The organism is Alloyangia pacifica, assembly GCF_003111685.1.
GTDB lineage: Bacteria > Pseudomonadota > Alphaproteobacteria > Rhodobacterales > Rhodobacteraceae > Salipiger > Salipiger pacificus_A.
The window spans coordinates 793,146-809,099 of the sequence record NZ_CP022189.1 but is presented as its reverse complement, the minus strand read 5'-3'; the positions used below and the strand labels follow the sequence as shown (position 1 = coordinate 809,099).

The following is a 15,954-nucleotide window of genomic DNA, read 5'->3' as shown; positions in this document are numbered from 1 at the left end:
ATTGGGATTGGATACGTGCATCGCTTATCGTTTGTGTTTCGTGCGTTACCTAGGGTCATTGACCGACGTTCAAGGTGGCGCTTCGTGGCCTAAGCATCGAAATCCAGAATCTTGGCCGCAGGGTAGTCCGCCGCGTGCGACCGGCACCTTCTGCCCGCACTTTGCTTCATCGCGTTGTGCCAGCGCCCTCCGTCGCAGGGCCTGCGGGCCTCAATCCACCCGACTCAATCGACTCGCCAGCGGCGCTCAACCGATGGCGAGCGATGCATTGATCGACGAACCCGAATAGGTATCCTCGATCGCGATCGCGCCGGTGCTGACGTCGGCATCGGTATGCGTCGCGCTGACGGCCACATCGAAATTCACCGTCGCGACATTCCCGCTTTCGACCTGCTGGTAGCTATCGAGGAGGTAGCTGCTCTGGGGCGTGATCATCAGGGTGCTGCCAGTGTCGATGCAGGCAAAGTCCACCGCGATCAGTTGGGTTTTGGTTTCTGACCAGTTTTCGCCCGTCGTGGTCGTCGTCCGGGTGAAGACGAAGTCCGCGCCCTCGACATCGCAATATGCGTTCGTCGCCGCGGTTTCAGCCCCACCCTCGGCGGCAGCGAAAAACGTCCCGCTGCCCACCGCGAAAGACCCATAATCCGTGTCGCTGAGTTCCGCGGTCAAATCTGCGCTCGCCCGGGTGTGTTCGCCCCCCGCCTCCGCGGTGCCCCCGATCTCCACGTCCATGGCAGAGGGGCTTTGCTCCGAAGCCGACCCCAGTGCGCCTGCGACTGTTTCAGCCAGATTCTCCAGGTAGTCCACGACCATGGCGATCGTCTTTTCGGACCAATCTCCTTTTTGGAGCATCCTGCCGGCGCGTGCTAAAGCTGCCCAATACAATTCGCCCCTCCTCCGAATACTCTCAATTCCGTCGCACACAATGGTAATGCGAATGAGCGCAAATTTTTCTGCAATAACGAAACCCCGCGGACTCTTACGATATGGGCTGCCTGGGCCGTGGGGCAGATGCCCCTATGCGCTCGGAGCGCACTCAACTCAAAGGACTTTTTGAGCCTCCTTGCGCGCCGCGCCCGCGGAGCGTGCCAGAAGTCTGCGCGCCCCTATCGAAAGGAGAAACGCCCTCGGGCGACGTATTAGCCGAAAGATTAGACGAGTTTCGCGCGGCGGATCACCGGGTCAAGCGACATCATCGTCGATCGCGCGCTGCGGGTCTTCTTCGCGAGTCCGAGACAAGAGGTGCGAAAGCGCCGCCGCGGGGTACCATTGGCCTAGCCAATCCCTCGTTCGCCGCGGACTGCCGTTCTGCGGGCGGGCGACCGCCTCTCTTTCTGCCGGAAGGATCGCTCCGATGCAGCCGCACGACACCAGTCCCCCGCTTCACGCGCTTCCGCCCGGGGCCGCGCTCGACCGGCTCGAGACCGCGGCCTCGGGCCTCAGCGCCGCCGAGGCTGCGCGGCGCCAGGCCCGGTATGGCGCGAATGTGCTCCCCGAACCGACGCAGCGCCCCGCGGTCCTGCGCTTCCTGAGGCAGTTCAATAACGTGCTGATCTACGTGTTGATCGGCTCGGCCATGGTCACCGCAGCGCTGCACCACTGGGTGGACACCGGCGTCATTCTCGCGGTGGTGCTGATCAACGCAGTCATCGGCTTTGTGCAGGAGGGACGCGCCGAGGATGCCATGGCCGCGATCCGCCGCATGCTGGCGCCGCGGACTTTGGTGTTGCGGGACGGCAAGCGGAAAAGCATCGACGTGGCCGGGCTGGTGCCCGGCGACATCGTCTTCGTCGATGCGGGGGCCCTGGTGCCGGCCGATCTAAGGCTGCTCGAAGCGCATGCGCTGAAGGTACAAGAAGCCGTGCTGACCGGCGAGTCCGTCCCCGTCGAGAAGAGCACCGCCCCGGTGGCCGAGGACAGCGCGCTCGGCGATCGCAGCCCGATGCTGCATTCCGGAACGACGGTCGCCGCCGGGACCGGAACAGGCGTCGTCACCGCGACCGGCCCCGCGACGCAGATCGGGCAGATCAGCGGGATGCTCGCGCGCGTCGAGACCGTGCGGACGCCGCTGCTGGCGCAGATGGACCGCTTCGCCCGTTGGCTCACCGGCATCATCCTCATCGCCGGGGCGGTGCTGCTGGGCTATGGCAGCCTCGTGCGTCACCTCCCCTTCGGCGATCTGTTTATGGCGATCGTCGGCCTCTCGGTCGCCGCCATCCCCGAGGGGCTTCCCGCCGTGCTAACCATCACGCTCGCCGTCGGGGTGCGGACCATGGCGCGGCGCAATGCCATCGTGCGTCAACTGCCCGCCATCGAGACGCTGGGCTCGGTGTCGGTGATCTGCTCGGACAAGACCGGCACGCTCACCCGCAACGCCATGACGGTCGCCAGCCTCGCCGCCGCCGGGCGGCTCTATACGGTGGCCGGTGACGGCTATGCTCCCGAGGGCGCGATCCTTTGGCAGGACAACCGGGTCTCAGCGGACGAACACACCGTCCTGACCGAGGTCGCCCTCGCCGCTGCGCTTTGCAACGACGCGCTGCTGCAGGACGCCGGGACCGGCTGGCAGGTCGAGGGCGATCCCATGGAAGGCGCTCTGCTGGCGCTGGCGGGCAAGATCACTGGCGCCGGACTGGCCGGCTTCCACCAGTGGAGCCGAACCGACGCCATCCCCTTTGATGCGGCGCACCGCTACATGGCCACGCTGCACCACGATCACGAGGGACATGCGCAGATCCACCTGAAGGGCGCGCCCGAGGCGGTGCTCGCGCTCTGCCGCGACCAGCGCAGCGACGGCGGCGGCGTGGCGCCACTCGACAGAGACCACTGGCAGGCGATGGTTGAACAGCTCGCCGCCGAAGGGCAGCGGGTGCTTGCCATTGCCCAGCGCGCGGTGCCGCCCGCGCAAACCGTACTCGACAAGGCCGATCTCGACGGGCAGCTCACCTTCATCGGCCTCATCGGCCTGATCGACCCTCCCCGCCCCGAAGCCATCGCCGCCGTCGCCGAATGCAGGAGCGCCGGCATCCGGGTGAAGATGATCACCGGCGACCACGCCGCGACCGCCCGCGCCATCGGCCGCGAGATCGGGTTGCAGAACATCACGCGGGTGCTCACCGGTGCTGAAATCGAGATGATGGACGATGGCGCGCTGGCCGCGGCAGTCGTCGGGACGGACATCTTCGCGCGCACCTCGCCTGCCCACAAGCTGCGCCTCGTCACCGCGCTGCAATCGCAGGGGCTGACGGTCGCCATGACCGGCGACGGGGTCAACGACGCCCCGGCTCTTAAAAGGGCCGACGCGGGGATCGCCATGGGGATGACCGGCAGCGAGGCCGCCAAGCAGGCCGCCGCCGTCGCGCTGGCCGACGACAATTTCGCCTCGATCGTGGCGGCGATCCGCGAAGGCCGCACGGTCTACGACAACATTCAAAAGGTCATCAGCTGGACCCTGCCCACAAGCACAGGCGAGGCGATGACGGTCGTGGTCGCGCTCTTTGCCGGGATGGCCTTGCCGATCACCCCGGTGCAGATCCTCTGGGTCAACCTGATCACCGCCGGTACGCTGGGGCTTGCGCTCGCCTTCGAGCCACCGGAGGAAGCCGCCATGCACCGTGCGCCCCGTCCCCGCGCGGAGCCGCTGCTCTCGGGCAAGCTGGTCTGGCACATCGTGCTCGTTTCGGCGCTGTTTCTCTTGGCCGTCTTCGGGATGTATTTCCACGCCATCGCTCGCGGCCATCCCGTGGCGCTTGCGCAGACAACCGCGATGAACACGATGGTGATCCTCGAGATCTTCCACCTTTTCTTCATCCGCAACATCCACGGCAGCTCGCTCACCCTGAAGGCCGCCCGGGGCACGCCGGTCATCTGGGCCTGCGTGCTGATCGTGGCCGGCGCGCAAGGCGCGATCACCTACCTGCCAGTGATGCAGCCCATCTTCCACACCGCGCCGGTCCCCTTGGCCGACGGGCTTCTTGCCTTCGGGATTGGGATCGTCTTTCTAATGCTGCTGGAGGGCGAGAAGCAGCTGCGGCTCCGGCGTCTCGGCGCGCGGCGCGCCGTCTAGGGCGGCGCAGGCGCTCCGAGCATCAGCACGGCTCCGCCTGCGACAATCGTCAGCAGGTAGACCGGCAGCACCCGCAGCCCCAGCGCACGGCTCCCGACAACCAGGCTGATCGCCGCCTTCACGACCGAGTTGACCGAAACCGCGATGAAGATCGCAACCGCCCCGTGAAACACCGAGAGGTCCGCCCCGACGAGCCGCGACACCGAGATTGTCAGCGCATCCACATCCGTCAGCCCCGACAACGCCGCTGCCGCGTAGACTCCCGCATCTCCGAGCCAGAGCCGAAGGTAATGCACCCAGAGCAGCACCGCCGCGAGTACCCCGCCGAAGCCGAGCGCCGCCCCGAGCTCGAGCGGGTTCGCGAGCCCCTCGACCGGCTCGTCCGTCGCTGGGCCCGTCGGCGCGCGCACCGAAAGCCCTATGGTTGCCAGCAGCCCGACACCGGCCATGACCCCCACGGGCAGCACCAGCGCACCGAGCAGCGCAGGGCCAAAGACCGCGACCAGCGCCAATACGCGCAGGAACGCCACCGAACCCGCCGCGACGATGCCCACCGCCGCCATCGGCGCAAGGCTGGGCTGCGCCTGCACGACACGTGACAAGGCCAGCGTCGTCGAGGTCGACGAGGCGAGCCCTCCGCAGAGGCCCGTCAGCAGCATGCCAAGCTTCGCCCCACCGAGGCGGATCGCTACGTAGCCCAGGAAGGAGAGACCGGCGACCACCACGACCGCCCACCAAAGGTCATAGGGATTGAGCACTCCCCCGGGCCCGTAGCCCCGGTCCGGCATCAACTGCAGCCCCACCACAGAGATCAGCGCGAGCTTGAGCACCGCCGAAAGCTCTCCGCCGTCCATGCGCGCCACCCAGCCATGCAGCCGGGATTTCAGCGACAGCAGCAGCGCGCAGATCACGCCCGCCGCGGCCGTGGGGGCCATTTCGCCCAGCACCGAGGTGGCGCCGAGCAAAAAGACGAGAAGCATCGCGATCTCGGTGGTCAGCCCCGCATCGCCCTCTGCCCGCAGGGTGAACCAGTAGCTCACTGCGAGCAGGCCGCTCAGCGCCAGCAGCACCGCGGCCGGCAGCACAGCTCCGGAAACCGGCAGCACAGCGCCCGCCACGCCGCCAGTCAGACCGACGAGCGCAAAGGTCCGGACCCCGGCGACCCGCGCGCCCTCGCGTTCGGCCCTTCCGTGCCAACCACGCTCGAGCCCGACCAGAAGCCCGATCGCCAGCGCGAGCCCGAGCCTTTGCAGGAGTTCCATGTCCGTCATGGTGGCCGCAGGTGCCCTTCATCAGATTTCGTCCAGCCTACCAAGAGTGTGGATGCCGCGGGACGATCCAGATCAATTGGCGGTCAGAGCGCGTCTACGCTCACCATGCTTGCCGCGGATCGGCGCAAACGGCATCATCTCGGGGATTTGACTCCAAGCCTTCGCCCCGGAAAGGCAATTCATGCGCGCATTCCTCTCTCGCCGCCGTCGCGCGGCTCTCGTTCTACTTGTCCTGATCGCCCGCCCTGCTGTTGCTGCCGATCTCTCCGCCGGGGCCCAGGCTTGGGCAGCCAACTGCGCGAAGTGCCATCGCGACCCGGCACGTATCGCCTCGGCCATCCCTGCTGCGGGCGACGCCACGGGGGCGGCGCGGCTCGACCGCTTCCTCGCCGATCATCACGCTAAGGACCCCGTGACCCGCGCCACGATCCTCGCCTGGCTAGAGGATCAGGCCAGCCAGTAGGCCAGCACCATCGCCACGACCGCTCCCCAGAGCGCCGCGAAGCCCGCCAAGATCCTTCGATCCTTGGCCGAGGCGCGACCCGCTGCGTAGCTGAAGCGCTCGTAGCTGATCGCCTGCATCGGCACCCCCATCTCCAGCGCCGTGTCCGCGACGAAGGTCATCATCGGTCCGGGGCCGCAGGTCATCACTTCGCAGGCAGCGGGATCGAGCCCTTCGAACGCCTGCGCGAGATGCCCCCGCATCAGCGGGCCCTGCAGCAACGCGCCGCCGTCCGTGGCCCGCTCGGAGATCAGGATCGGCGCCACCCCGAGCGCCGCGCAGGCAGGACGGTAGAGATCTGGCGGCACCATCGCCTCTGCGTTCCGCGCCGCATAGATGAGCCGCACCGGCCGGCGGCTCTGGCTGCGCGCGAGATGCGCCAGGATGGACAGGATCGGCGCGATGCCCACCCCGCCGGCGACGAGAACCAGCGGCCCCTCGCCGCGCGGCACGAAGCTGCCATGCGGGCCGTCGACCGAGACCCGTGTCCCCGGCGCGAGCGCTCCGATCCCGTCTGTGAAATCCCCGGCCTCCTGCACGAGAAAGCGCAGCTCCGCCTCGCCGGGGGCGGAGGCGATCGAGAACGGATGATCGTGCAACGGCAGGCGCTTGCGCCCGAAGGCGACCCAGGCGAACTGCCCTGGCTCGAAGCGCAGCCCGCCGCCCTCGGGCGGTGCGACCCTCAGCAGCCAGAGGCGCTCTCCGGCGGGCCGTGTCTCGCGGAGCGTCCAGCCCTGCCGGTTCGGCCGAATGAGGCGGACGGCGTAAACCCAAAGCGCCGGAAGGGTCACGGCGAGCGCAAAGAGGATCCAGAGCGCCGCGCCGAGCGCCCCTGCCCTGCCGTCGTTCACCGCGTGCCAGACCACCAGCCCCACGAGGGTGACGGCCCCGAGCGCGTGCCCGGCCCGCCACATCTGGTAGCGCATTCCCAGCCGATCGCGCAGCAGCGCGAGAGAGACCAGGACGGCGAGCAGGATAAGCGCGAGCCGCGCCTCCCAAAGACCGGGGGCTGACAGGACGAGATCGACACGCCGGGCGAGTCGGCCCGGGCGGTCGGCGTCCGGCAGCCCGATCACCGCCAGAACGTGCACCAGCGCCAGCAACAGCGCCACCGGCGCCGCCCACTTGTGAAAGGCCATGGTGATGTCGATCCCGATCCGCCCCGAGATCGCCTCGAAGCGCCCGCTCGTAATCATCTGCAACAGGATCATCCCCGCAGCGACCACCCCTGCCCCGGTCGCCAGCCGCATTGCGCCCTGGCCATGCCCCTGTCCGGTCAGCAACGCCGGCAGCAGCGGCAGCGCGATCACTGCGGCGTAGCAGAGCGCAAGGGCAAGCGGCGGCAGGCCGCGCCGCTTCGGCGGCGTTGGGGGCATGGCGATGTCTCCTCGATCACCGCGACTCTAGCTGCATTGCCGCGACATTCCTTGACACGGATCACGCCACCCCGGGGCGCGAGGTCAGAAATGCGCTGGGGTGCGCGATTTATGCAGGACGCGCACAGGTCAGAAAGCCGCTGCTGCGGAGACCGAAATACAGGGGATATCCCTTCATTCTTCGGCAACCGATTATTTCCGCGCATTTCGCTTGCCATTGCAATGCGGATGACGCTACCTCATGACGAGAATCGCCTTAATTGTTCCTTATTTTTACGAGTATCTTGGAGGGCCATCATGAGCCTACGCAACCGCCGCCTGTTCAATTGCCGATCCTGCGGCCACAAGATGCGCCTCGGCGCCGTCGAGTGCGGGAGTTGCTACCAGCCCACTCCGCGGATCAACCGCCTGCCCTTGCCCTTGCTGCTCGGTCTTCCGCTGGCCACGTTGCTCGTCATCCTCACGTCGATTTATTTCCACTAGAACAGCTGGTCGCAGCGCGGCGGGACTGAGCCGCCTGGGAGGCCAGTCCGCGCGTCGCCCCAGGGGCGCCCCGCCGAATCGCCTAAGGGCGGCTTGAAGCGACCGGCAGCGGGCAGTCCGCTCACCGCCCCGAGGCTGTACCAAATTTGACGATAATTTGTCCGATCAGCCCCTCGTGGGTGTTCGTTCTTTGGGCACCATTCGGAAAAATCTGGCTGCTCGCCAATTTTTCCCATGGATTCGTCAGGGAATTGTGTTCTTAGTGTGAACGTCTCGTCGGGGTATTTTGACCCTCCGGACATATATTGACCTGACTATTTGTGAAGTACATTGGTGTGTTTGTTTGAGGGGTGCCTTGTTTTGCCCGGCAATTTTCTATCGTTGCGCCGCATTGCGCAATTGAGACGTAAATGTCGACTCGAGTTCGTCGCTCTGGTCTTCATCGCAGCCTGCGATACCTTCCCGCTCACCCCGACGGAGTTCGACAGGGAATTTCAGCAGGCGACCTTCGTGCTGCAACCGCAGGCCGATGCCTGGCTGTCGACCCGAAGCGCCCAAGTGGTTTTGGAGCGACGTTTCCGCGGCCGCAACGAACAGCACATCCTGCTGCCCAACCCGACCGCCATCTCGGGCGAGAACTACATTCTTCTCCGCTCGCATGGCACCCGCCGCGCCAGCATCGGACGGTTCCAGCCGCTCGAACTGCTGAAGTCCGCCGGAGGCATCCCCTATCCGTTCACCGCCGCCGAAATCCGCGGCATGACGACGGAGACCGACGCGCTCGGCCAGATCGATTGGGCGCACTGGACCAATTACTCAGGATTGACCTGTGTGCTCGCCTTCCGCCGCTTCGACGGGGCGAACCGCACCATTCCCGCCGGCGCAGGCGCCATGGACCTCGCCATGCGCAATTGCGTCTACGGCACCGTGGAAGAGGCGCTCGCCCCGATTGCCCCGCAGGGCGCGAGCTTTGCCGCCACGGGACTCGCCGAAGAGTCCGCCCCCAAGATGTTGTCGCCGCTCGCAGGACCGCTGCCATGAAACTCCTTGATCTCGTTTCCGCAACCGGGGCCTTGGCCCTCGCCTTCGCATGGGCCGCGCTTTTTGCCGTGGTGGTGTTCCTCGCCTCGGTGCCGACCTCCGTCGCCACGCAGGCGCTGCTGTCGCTTCTGGCCTGCAGTCTGATCTACGTGATGAAGCCCGGGGTGACCTCGAACATGACCCTGCGCTTCGTCGTCCTGTCGATCGCTGGCACCTTCGTGCTCCGCTACTGGCTGTGGCGCCTCTTCGAAACGCTGCCCGCCATCGAGGACCCGGTCTCGCTTGCCGCGGCGCTGGTCCTCTTCGCGGCCGAGAGCTTCACCGTCGCCATCTTCTTTTTGACCGCCCTGATCAACTCCGATCCCGTCGATCCGCCCAAGCCCGCCCCCGTACGCCTCGAAGATGTGCCGACGGTCGACATCCTCATCCCCAGCTACAACGAGAGCGAGGAGCTGCTTGCGGTAACCCTCGCGGCAGCGACGCGGATCAACTACCCTGCGGAAAAGAAGCGGGTCGTGCTCTGCGACGACGGTGGCACCGACGCGCGCTGCAACCACACCGACCTCGAGACGCGCCGCCGGGCGCGCGAGCGGCGGGCGAGCCTTCAGGCGCTCTGCAAGGAACTCGGCGTCGAATACACCACCCGCGCCCGCAACGAGCGCGCCAAGGCCGGCAACCTCAATGCCGCGCTGCAGCACCTCGATGGCGAGCTGGTGCTGGTGCTCGACGCGGACCACGTACCGACCCGCGACTTCCTGGCGCGCACCGTCGGCTACATGGTCGAGAACCCACGCCTCTTTCTCGTGCAATCCCCGCATTTCTTCACCAATCGCGACCCGATCGAGCGCAATCTCGGGTTGCCCGAGACCTCGCCCTCCGAAAACGAGATGTTCTACGCGCAGATCCACCGGGGCCTCGACCGCTTCGGCGGGGCTTTCTTCTGCGGCTCGGCGGCACTGCTGCGGCGCCAGGCGCTGGACGAGGTCGGCGGCATCGCCGGCGAGACCATCACCGAGGATGCCGAGACGGCGCTGGATATTCACGCGCGCGGATGGGAGAGCCTCTATCTCGATCACGCGATGGTGGCCGGGCTGCAACCCGAGACCTTCGCCTCGTTCATCCAGCAGCGCGGTCGCTGGGCGACCGGCATGATCCAGATGCTGATGCTGAAGAACCCGATCTTCCGCAGCGGTCTCTCACTGAAGCAGCGCCTGTGCTACCTGAACTCCATGAGCTTTTGGCTGTTTCCGGCCATCCGCATGATCTTCCTCCTCATGCCGCTGCTTTACCTCTTTTTCGGTCTCGAAATCTACGTTGTCACGACGCAGGAGGTGCTGGCCTATATCCTGCCCTATCTGCTGATTGGCTTCATGGTGCAGAACGCGCTGTTCGGCAGCGTCCGCTGGCCGCAGATCTCGGAAGTATACGAGATCGCCCAGACGCCCTATCTGCTCAAGGCGGTGGTGCATACGGTGCTGCGGCCGCGCGATGCCTCCTTCAAGGTCACCGCCAAGGACGAGACGCTGGACCACGCCTTCCTGTCGCCAGTCTATGCGCCGCTGGCGGCGCTCGCCGCGCTGCTGCTGGCGGGGCTGGTTGCGGGGGCGTACCGCTGGGCCGCCTTCCCCGGCGACCGTGCGGTGGTCGAGATCGTCGGCGCGTGGAACCTCTACAACTTCCTGCTGGTCGCCTACGCCCTGCGCGCGGTCTTCGAACGCCCGGATCAGCTCGACCGGCCGCGCTGCGGGATCTCCAGTCCGGCAATGCTGCGCTGGTCCCAGTCCGCGCCGGGCGAAGACGAGCAGGCCGCGGAGGTCCATGCCGAGATCGCCGCCTTCACCCCCCGCAGCGTTACCCTGCATCTCGGCAACGATACGCGGTCGCGCCACGGGAGGGTGTTCCGCGAAGGGGCCTCGACGGGCCTGAAGGTCGAACTCGTACCGACCCTTCCGCAGGCCCCAGAGCTCGAAGCGCCCCTGCCTCTCAAGGTGAAGGCCGTGCGCTCCGACGTGGAAGGAACGCTGATCGAGCTCGACGTCGCGCCCGCGCAGATGATCGCGGCAAGCCGGCTGACCGCGCATCTGGTCTACGGCGACAGCCTGCGGTGGCACTTCTTCCGCAAGGTCTATCCCCAGGGAAGCACACTGATTGCCGGGCTCGCCTACGTCGCCGGCAAGAGCCTGATGTCGGTGCCGAAGTCAGTGATCGGTTTTCTCACCGAGCCAGCCCGCCGGCGCCGCGAAGCAACCGAGGATGCCATGCGTGGCGAACCCGCCTTCGTGGTCGCGCCAATGGACCGCCCGGAGCCCCGCCCGGCACGGGCACCGCTCGAGGCCGCCGCGGTGGCCGGTGCCGCAGATTACCTTGTGATCGAGGAGTGACGCCATGAAACACTGGATCCTTCCCCTTCTTGCCGCCGCGCTCCTACCTGCCTTCGCGCACGCTGTCCGCGCCCAGCAGATTCTCCTGCACGACATGCCGGAGCTTCCGGCGCAGGACGCTTCAGCTGCGCCGGCCGAGCGCCTTGCGCAGAGCGCGGTCCCCAGGATGGACTGGACAGCCGCCGCGCCCATTGCAGAAGAGCACGCCGACGGGCTGCCGGTCCTGCTGCCGCTGCGCCCGGTGGTGCCGCAAGGCGCCGAAACCGAGGGCTACCGCGTGCAGGGGCAATTCGGCGAAGCGCGCTTCGTCCTGTTTCTGCCGCGCAAGGCGGAAGGCGCCGAGCTTGAGCTGACCACGCTCAGCTCGATCAACCTTCTTCCAGAGCAGTCAAAGATCCGGGTCGAGGTCAACGGCACCACCATCGGCACCGTCATCCCCGACAATTTCGACGCGCTCGGGACCGATGCCCTCGCCATTCCCGGCAGCGCACTAAAGCCCGGGCGGAACGTCGTGACCCTGCGCTTCCAGCAGGTTCACCGCGTGTTTTGCGGCCCCGACGCGGCCTTTGATCTCTGGACCGATGTCCTGCTGTCGCAGAGCGGCATCAAGGTCGCACCGAGCGATTTCGGCGCGGACGCCCCCGGTTTCCTGGCAGCGGTCGCGGCGCAACTCGGGCGCGGACAGCCGCTTGTCGTGGCGGAGAGCCGGGGCTCGGGCGACGTGGCTTCGATGGCCGCCGCCATGGCCCGGGTCGAAAGCCTGTTCGAAGGCCTGCCGCCGGAAATGCGGATCACCGATCCCTACGCGGTTGCCACGGTCCCGCCGGCGCTGGCGCGGGTGACGCTGCTGCCCGAGGAATTCTCTCCTCCCGACCTGCCGCAATTCCGCCGTGGCGGAGATGGCGCGCTGGTGCTTGTGGCAAATGCCGCCCATCCCGAGCAGGTCGCAGGGGTGATGCTGAGCGCCTTCGGCGACAGGCATCCCGCCAACCCGGTGCCGCTGCTTCAGCCCGGCGTGCCACGGTCGCTAGCGGACCTCGGCGCGGGGCGCCTGGTCGGACAGGGAAATTACATCCGCGAGACGGTGCGCTTTCAGCTTCCCTGGGATTGGCTGGTGCTATCGGCACAGCGTGCGGAGCTCCGGCTCGACTATGGGTTTGACCGCGATCTGCCGAAGGGTGCCCTGCTTCTGGTGAAGATCAACGACGCGACCGTCCACCTTCTTCCGCTCGACGAGGACGACAAGGCAGGACAACGGGTTGAGACCCTGCGCATTCCCTTCGCGGCGAACATGCTCGACCCCGGTGTCAATCAGCTGACCTTCGAGGCGCTGGTTCCTGGCGATGCACCGGACGAGGCCTGCGCGCCGCGAAGCACGCCGATCTTCGAAATCTTCGATACGACGACGGTGGAAATCCCCACGGCGCCCAGCATGTCCGTCGCACGGCTCGACATGGTGCTGGATGCGCTGAGCCCCGAAAGCGTCCGGCTGAGCGAGGCCGCCGCAGACGCCCTACCGCTTGGTCTTCTGCCGCGCCTGGCCTCGGTCTTCGTTGGCCATGGTGCCAAGGCACCGGGAGCCGCATCTCTGACCATCGGCGTCCCCTCCGACCTGTCGACCCTCGGCGGGGCCATCCTCGAGGACGCCACCTCGACGCTGCAGGAGGCGATGCTGATCGCGCCACATCCCGAGGAGAAGGAGCTCGACGCCTGGGCCAAGGTCGACAATGGGCGCTGGTGGCGCGCTTTCCACGACACTGACAAGGTTGGCACGGCGCTCCGGGCCTTCCGCGACCGGCTCGCCGCGATCTGGCGCGGCCCACAATCCGAGTTGGACGCCTGGCTCGATGGGCGCGCCGCCGACGCCATGCTGCTGCAGCCCGACCTCGATCGCCCCGGGGACATCTGGCTCATCCTCCGCCCCAACCTCGCGCCCGAGAAGCTTGTTGCGTCTCTGATCGACGGTGGCGGGCGTCTCGACGTCCCGCGCGGGCAGGTGTCGCTGTTCACGCCCGACGCGGGCTGGCAGAGCTGGCACTCCTCGAAACGGAGGCTCAAGCTGCACGAGCCGCTGACCCTCGACAACGCGCGCAGGGTGGTCGGCAATTACGCCTCCCTCGCACCGCCCTTGTTCATCGTCCCCATGCTGGCGCTGTCCCTGGTCTCCGCGATCCTCGCAATGGGCGTCATGATCATCACGCGACGGAGGAAGAAATGAACCGACGCGATCTTCTCGCCTCCCTTTCCGCAACTGGCCTATTCGGCGCGCTTTCCCTGCCGGCGGCGGGCTTGGCCGGAACCTCCTCAACCAACCTCGAGGGCAGCCTCTCCGATGTCTGGGAGGCCTGGCGCGATGCCAACATGGACGCGACCGGCCGCGTGATCGACCGGCTACAGAAAACGTCGAGCCATTCCGAGGGGCAGGCCTACGGCATGCTGCTGGCCGCGATGATGGGGGATCGGGCGACCTTCGAGCGGCTGGACGCCTGGACCCGGCTCAACCTCGCCATCCGGCAGGATGCCCTGATGGCCTGGCGCTGGCTTCCCGACGCGCCGGTACGGGTGCCCGACCTAAACAATGCCAGCGACGGCGACCTCTTCCGGGCTTGGGCCCTGCTGCGCGCGGCTCGGCGGTTCGATGCCCCCGAGTACCGCACCGCGGCGGAAGCCATCGTGCTCGATCTCGTCCGGAGCTGCATCGTCCACCGTCCCGGTGCCGACCCGCTTCTGCTGCCCGCGGCCCGTGGGTTCGAGACCGAGGCAGGGGTCCTTTACAACCCCTGCTACGCGATGCCGCTGGCGATGCAGGAGCTGGCGGCCGAGTTCAACCAACCGGTGCTCGCCGCGGCGGCCCGCGGTGCGGTTGAACTGGCCCGCCAGCTCGCGCTCGACGGCGTTGTCCCCGACTGGGTGGAGGTGACACCGCAGGCCCTTGGGCCAGCCCAGGGGTTCTCCTTCGATGCCGGCTACGAGGCGATGCGCGTGCCGCTCTATTTGATCTGGTCGGGCCTGGGGGATCACCCCGCGGTGCTGCGCTTCGCCGAGGCCCAGTCTCGCGTCCCCCCGGGCCTCGCCGCCACCCGGCTCAGCCGCGGCTCCGGAGAGGCTCTCACGACCAGCGCGGAGCCGGGATACCGGGCCATCGCCGCGCTTGCGACCTGTTCCGCGAGCCAAGAGATCGGCTCGCGGATCCCGCCCTTCTCGCCAAGCGCCCCCTATTATCCGGCAACCCTGCAACTCTTCGCCCTGATCGCGCAGGCCGAAGCCCTACCCACGTGTGTACCGTTATGAAAAAGTTCCATTTTACCCTCGCCCTTCTCGCCATGACCCAAGCCCTCGGCGCGCTGTCCGCTCAGGCCCAGTCGCCCACCGACAGCGATCTCCAGGCGCTGCGCTTCTACATGAACGAGGCCAATGACTTGGCCGTCCGCTCCGAGGTTCGCCGGCTGCAACTTCGCTATCCCGACTGGGTGGTTCCCGAGGATCTCGCCACGCTGCAGCAGATCGCACCCGACGAGGCGGTCGCCAGCATCTACCGCGAGATCCGCTCGGGCAATTTCGTTCGCGCCCGCACCCTCATCGAGGAAACCGGCCGCGCAACCCCGGGCTGGGCCCACTCGCCCGAGTTGCTTGCGGCCCTGTCGATCGCCGAAGCCCAGTCGAGCTTCGATCAGGCGGTCTCGCGAGGAGAGCCCGAGGCCGCCATCAGGATCGCACGCGCCACCCCCGAGCTGCTGCGCTGCGAGCGGGTGAACAACGCTTGGCTTCTGGCCGAACAGTATCAGGCCGCGCGCGAGCCCGCGCTGGCCCTTACGACACTCAACGGCATCGTCCGCAGCTGCTCCGATCCCAACATCCTCGTTGCCACGCTTGAGAAATCCGTGGCCGTCGCCAGCCTCGATGACCTCGCCGCCATGGCAGATGCGGCGCGCGCCGGCGCGCCGGGCTCCGCCCAGCGCCTGACCTCGGTCGAGAACCGTCTGCGCGCCGGGCTGCAGACCCAGCCACGCCCTCTTGCCTCCGCCACGCCGAGCGGCGCCCCCGCCGCCTTCGATGCGTCTGCTGGCGCACTCTCCTCGACCAAAACCCAACGACCGTCGGCGCAGCCTCCGCTTGCCCCCTCGCCGCGCCGCACCCTGTCCGGCGGCGCCTCAACAGCGCTGTCGCAGGCGCGCACCGCCGCGCAACGTGCCGATTGGGCAACCTGCCTCGCCGCCTCGGCCAAGGGCACCAGCCCCGAGATCGTCTCCCAGCGCGCCTGGTGCGCGCTCAACGCGAAGCGTCCGATGCAGGCTTTGAACGATTTCAAACTTGCGGCAAGCCGGTCGCCCACGGCAGAAGGCCGACGCGATGCCCGCTACGGGATGGCGCTGGTGATGCTGCAGCTGAACATGGTCGACCAGGCCGCGAACGTCGCTGCCACCACCCATTTCTCGGATCAGCAACGCCTGGAAGTCGAGACGCAGATCCTCGACAAGCGCGGCGTCTCCGCCTACCAACGCAACGATTACCGCCGCGCCATCGCCTATTTTGACGAGCTCGAACGGCTGAGCGGCGTGGTCCGGCGCGATATCGCGCTGCTGCGGGGCTATGCCTATCTCAACTCTGGCCAGCGCGCCCGCGCCCGGGTCGAGTTTCAGGCCATCCACGACAAGCTGGCCACGCCGGAATCGCGCCGCGCCCTCTCCCGCGCGCTCCACTGACCGCCGGGCGGGCCGCTCACTTCGCCGACGCAGCGCTCCGGCCTGCGTGACCGATCAACCGCAGAGAGCGGGCGGCCCTTTCGGTGGACCACGCATGGGACGTCGCAACAGAGCCCCTTCGCCCATCACCC

Annotated in this window: 11 protein-coding genes; 8 read left to right on the top strand and 3 right to left on the bottom strand. The window is 67.3% G+C overall.

The window, feature by feature from the left end; translation table 11 throughout:
- Positions 1 to 246 precede the first annotated feature (246 nt).
- The gene (locus CEW88_RS03895; RefSeq protein ID WP_108964772.1) at positions 247 to 813 is read right to left on the bottom strand and encodes a hypothetical protein; all 567 of its coding nucleotides are present in this window, start codon (positions 811 to 813) and stop codon (positions 247 to 249) included.
- Positions 814 to 1,354: 541 nt separating this feature from the next.
- On the opposite strand from CEW88_RS03895, the gene CEW88_RS03890 reads away from it, so the two are divergent.
- Positions 1,355 to 4,066: an HAD-IC family P-type ATPase gene (locus tag CEW88_RS03890; RefSeq protein ID WP_108964771.1), complete on the top strand. Its 2,712-nt coding sequence runs from the start codon at positions 1,355 to 1,357 to the stop codon at positions 4,064 to 4,066.
- Here the strand turns inward: CEW88_RS03890 and CEW88_RS03885 are convergent.
- Entirely contained in the window at positions 4,063 to 5,337 is a 1,275-nt protein-coding gene (locus CEW88_RS03885; protein ID WP_108964770.1) for an MgtC/SapB family protein, read from the bottom strand. The genes CEW88_RS03890 and CEW88_RS03885 overlap by 4 nt on opposite strands.
- A 181-nt stretch (positions 5,338 to 5,518) precedes the next feature.
- Here CEW88_RS03885 and CEW88_RS03880 point away from each other — a divergent pair, with 181 nt between their 5' ends.
- Positions 5,519 to 5,800 (top strand): hypothetical protein, encoded by a 282-nt coding sequence (locus tag CEW88_RS03880; RefSeq protein WP_108964769.1) that lies wholly within the window; start codon positions 5,519 to 5,521, stop codon positions 5,798 to 5,800.
- Here CEW88_RS03880 and CEW88_RS03875 read toward each other — a convergent pair.
- A complete protein-coding gene (locus CEW88_RS03875; RefSeq protein ID WP_108964768.1) occupies positions 5,785 to 7,215 on the bottom strand; it encodes a ferredoxin reductase family protein in 1,431 nt (476 codons plus the stop codon). The genes CEW88_RS03880 and CEW88_RS03875 overlap by 16 nt on opposite strands.
- A gap of 297 nt (positions 7,216 to 7,512) precedes the next feature.
- Between CEW88_RS03875 and CEW88_RS03870 the strand changes: the two genes are divergently transcribed.
- The 6 genes from CEW88_RS03870 to CEW88_RS03845 all read left to right on the top strand — a co-directional run bounded on the left by CEW88_RS03870 (position 7,513) and on the right by CEW88_RS03845 (position 15,823).
- Complete coding sequence (locus CEW88_RS03870; protein ID WP_108964767.1) at positions 7,513 to 7,698, top strand: hypothetical protein; 186 nt, start codon at positions 7,513 to 7,515, stop codon at positions 7,696 to 7,698.
- Between the two features lie 360 nt (positions 7,699 to 8,058).
- Positions 8,059 to 8,739, top strand: a complete 681-nt coding sequence (locus tag CEW88_RS03865) for a hypothetical protein (RefSeq protein ID WP_159099547.1) — start codon at positions 8,059 to 8,061, stop codon at positions 8,737 to 8,739.
- On the top strand, positions 8,736 to 11,120 hold the full coding sequence (gene bcsA, locus CEW88_RS03860) for a UDP-forming cellulose synthase catalytic subunit (protein ID WP_108964765.1): 2,385 nt from the start codon (positions 8,736 to 8,738) through the stop codon (positions 11,118 to 11,120). The genes CEW88_RS03865 and bcsA overlap by 4 nt, the downstream gene beginning before the upstream one ends.
- Before the next feature lie 4 nt (positions 11,121 to 11,124).
- The gene (locus CEW88_RS03855) at positions 11,125 to 13,338 is read left to right on the top strand and encodes a cellulose biosynthesis cyclic di-GMP-binding regulatory protein BcsB (protein WP_108964764.1); all 2,214 of its coding nucleotides are present in this window, start codon (positions 11,125 to 11,127) and stop codon (positions 13,336 to 13,338) included.
- Entirely contained in the window at positions 13,335 to 14,411 is a 1,077-nt protein-coding gene (locus CEW88_RS03850) for a glycosyl hydrolase family 8 (protein ID WP_108964763.1), read from the top strand. The genes CEW88_RS03855 and CEW88_RS03850 overlap by 4 nt, the downstream gene beginning before the upstream one ends.
- Positions 14,408 to 15,823: a hypothetical protein gene (locus tag CEW88_RS03845; protein ID WP_108964762.1), complete on the top strand. Its 1,416-nt coding sequence runs from the start codon at positions 14,408 to 14,410 to the stop codon at positions 15,821 to 15,823. Before CEW88_RS03850 ends, CEW88_RS03845 begins: the two co-directional genes overlap by 4 nt.
- Positions 15,824 to 15,954: the final 131 nt, after the last annotated feature.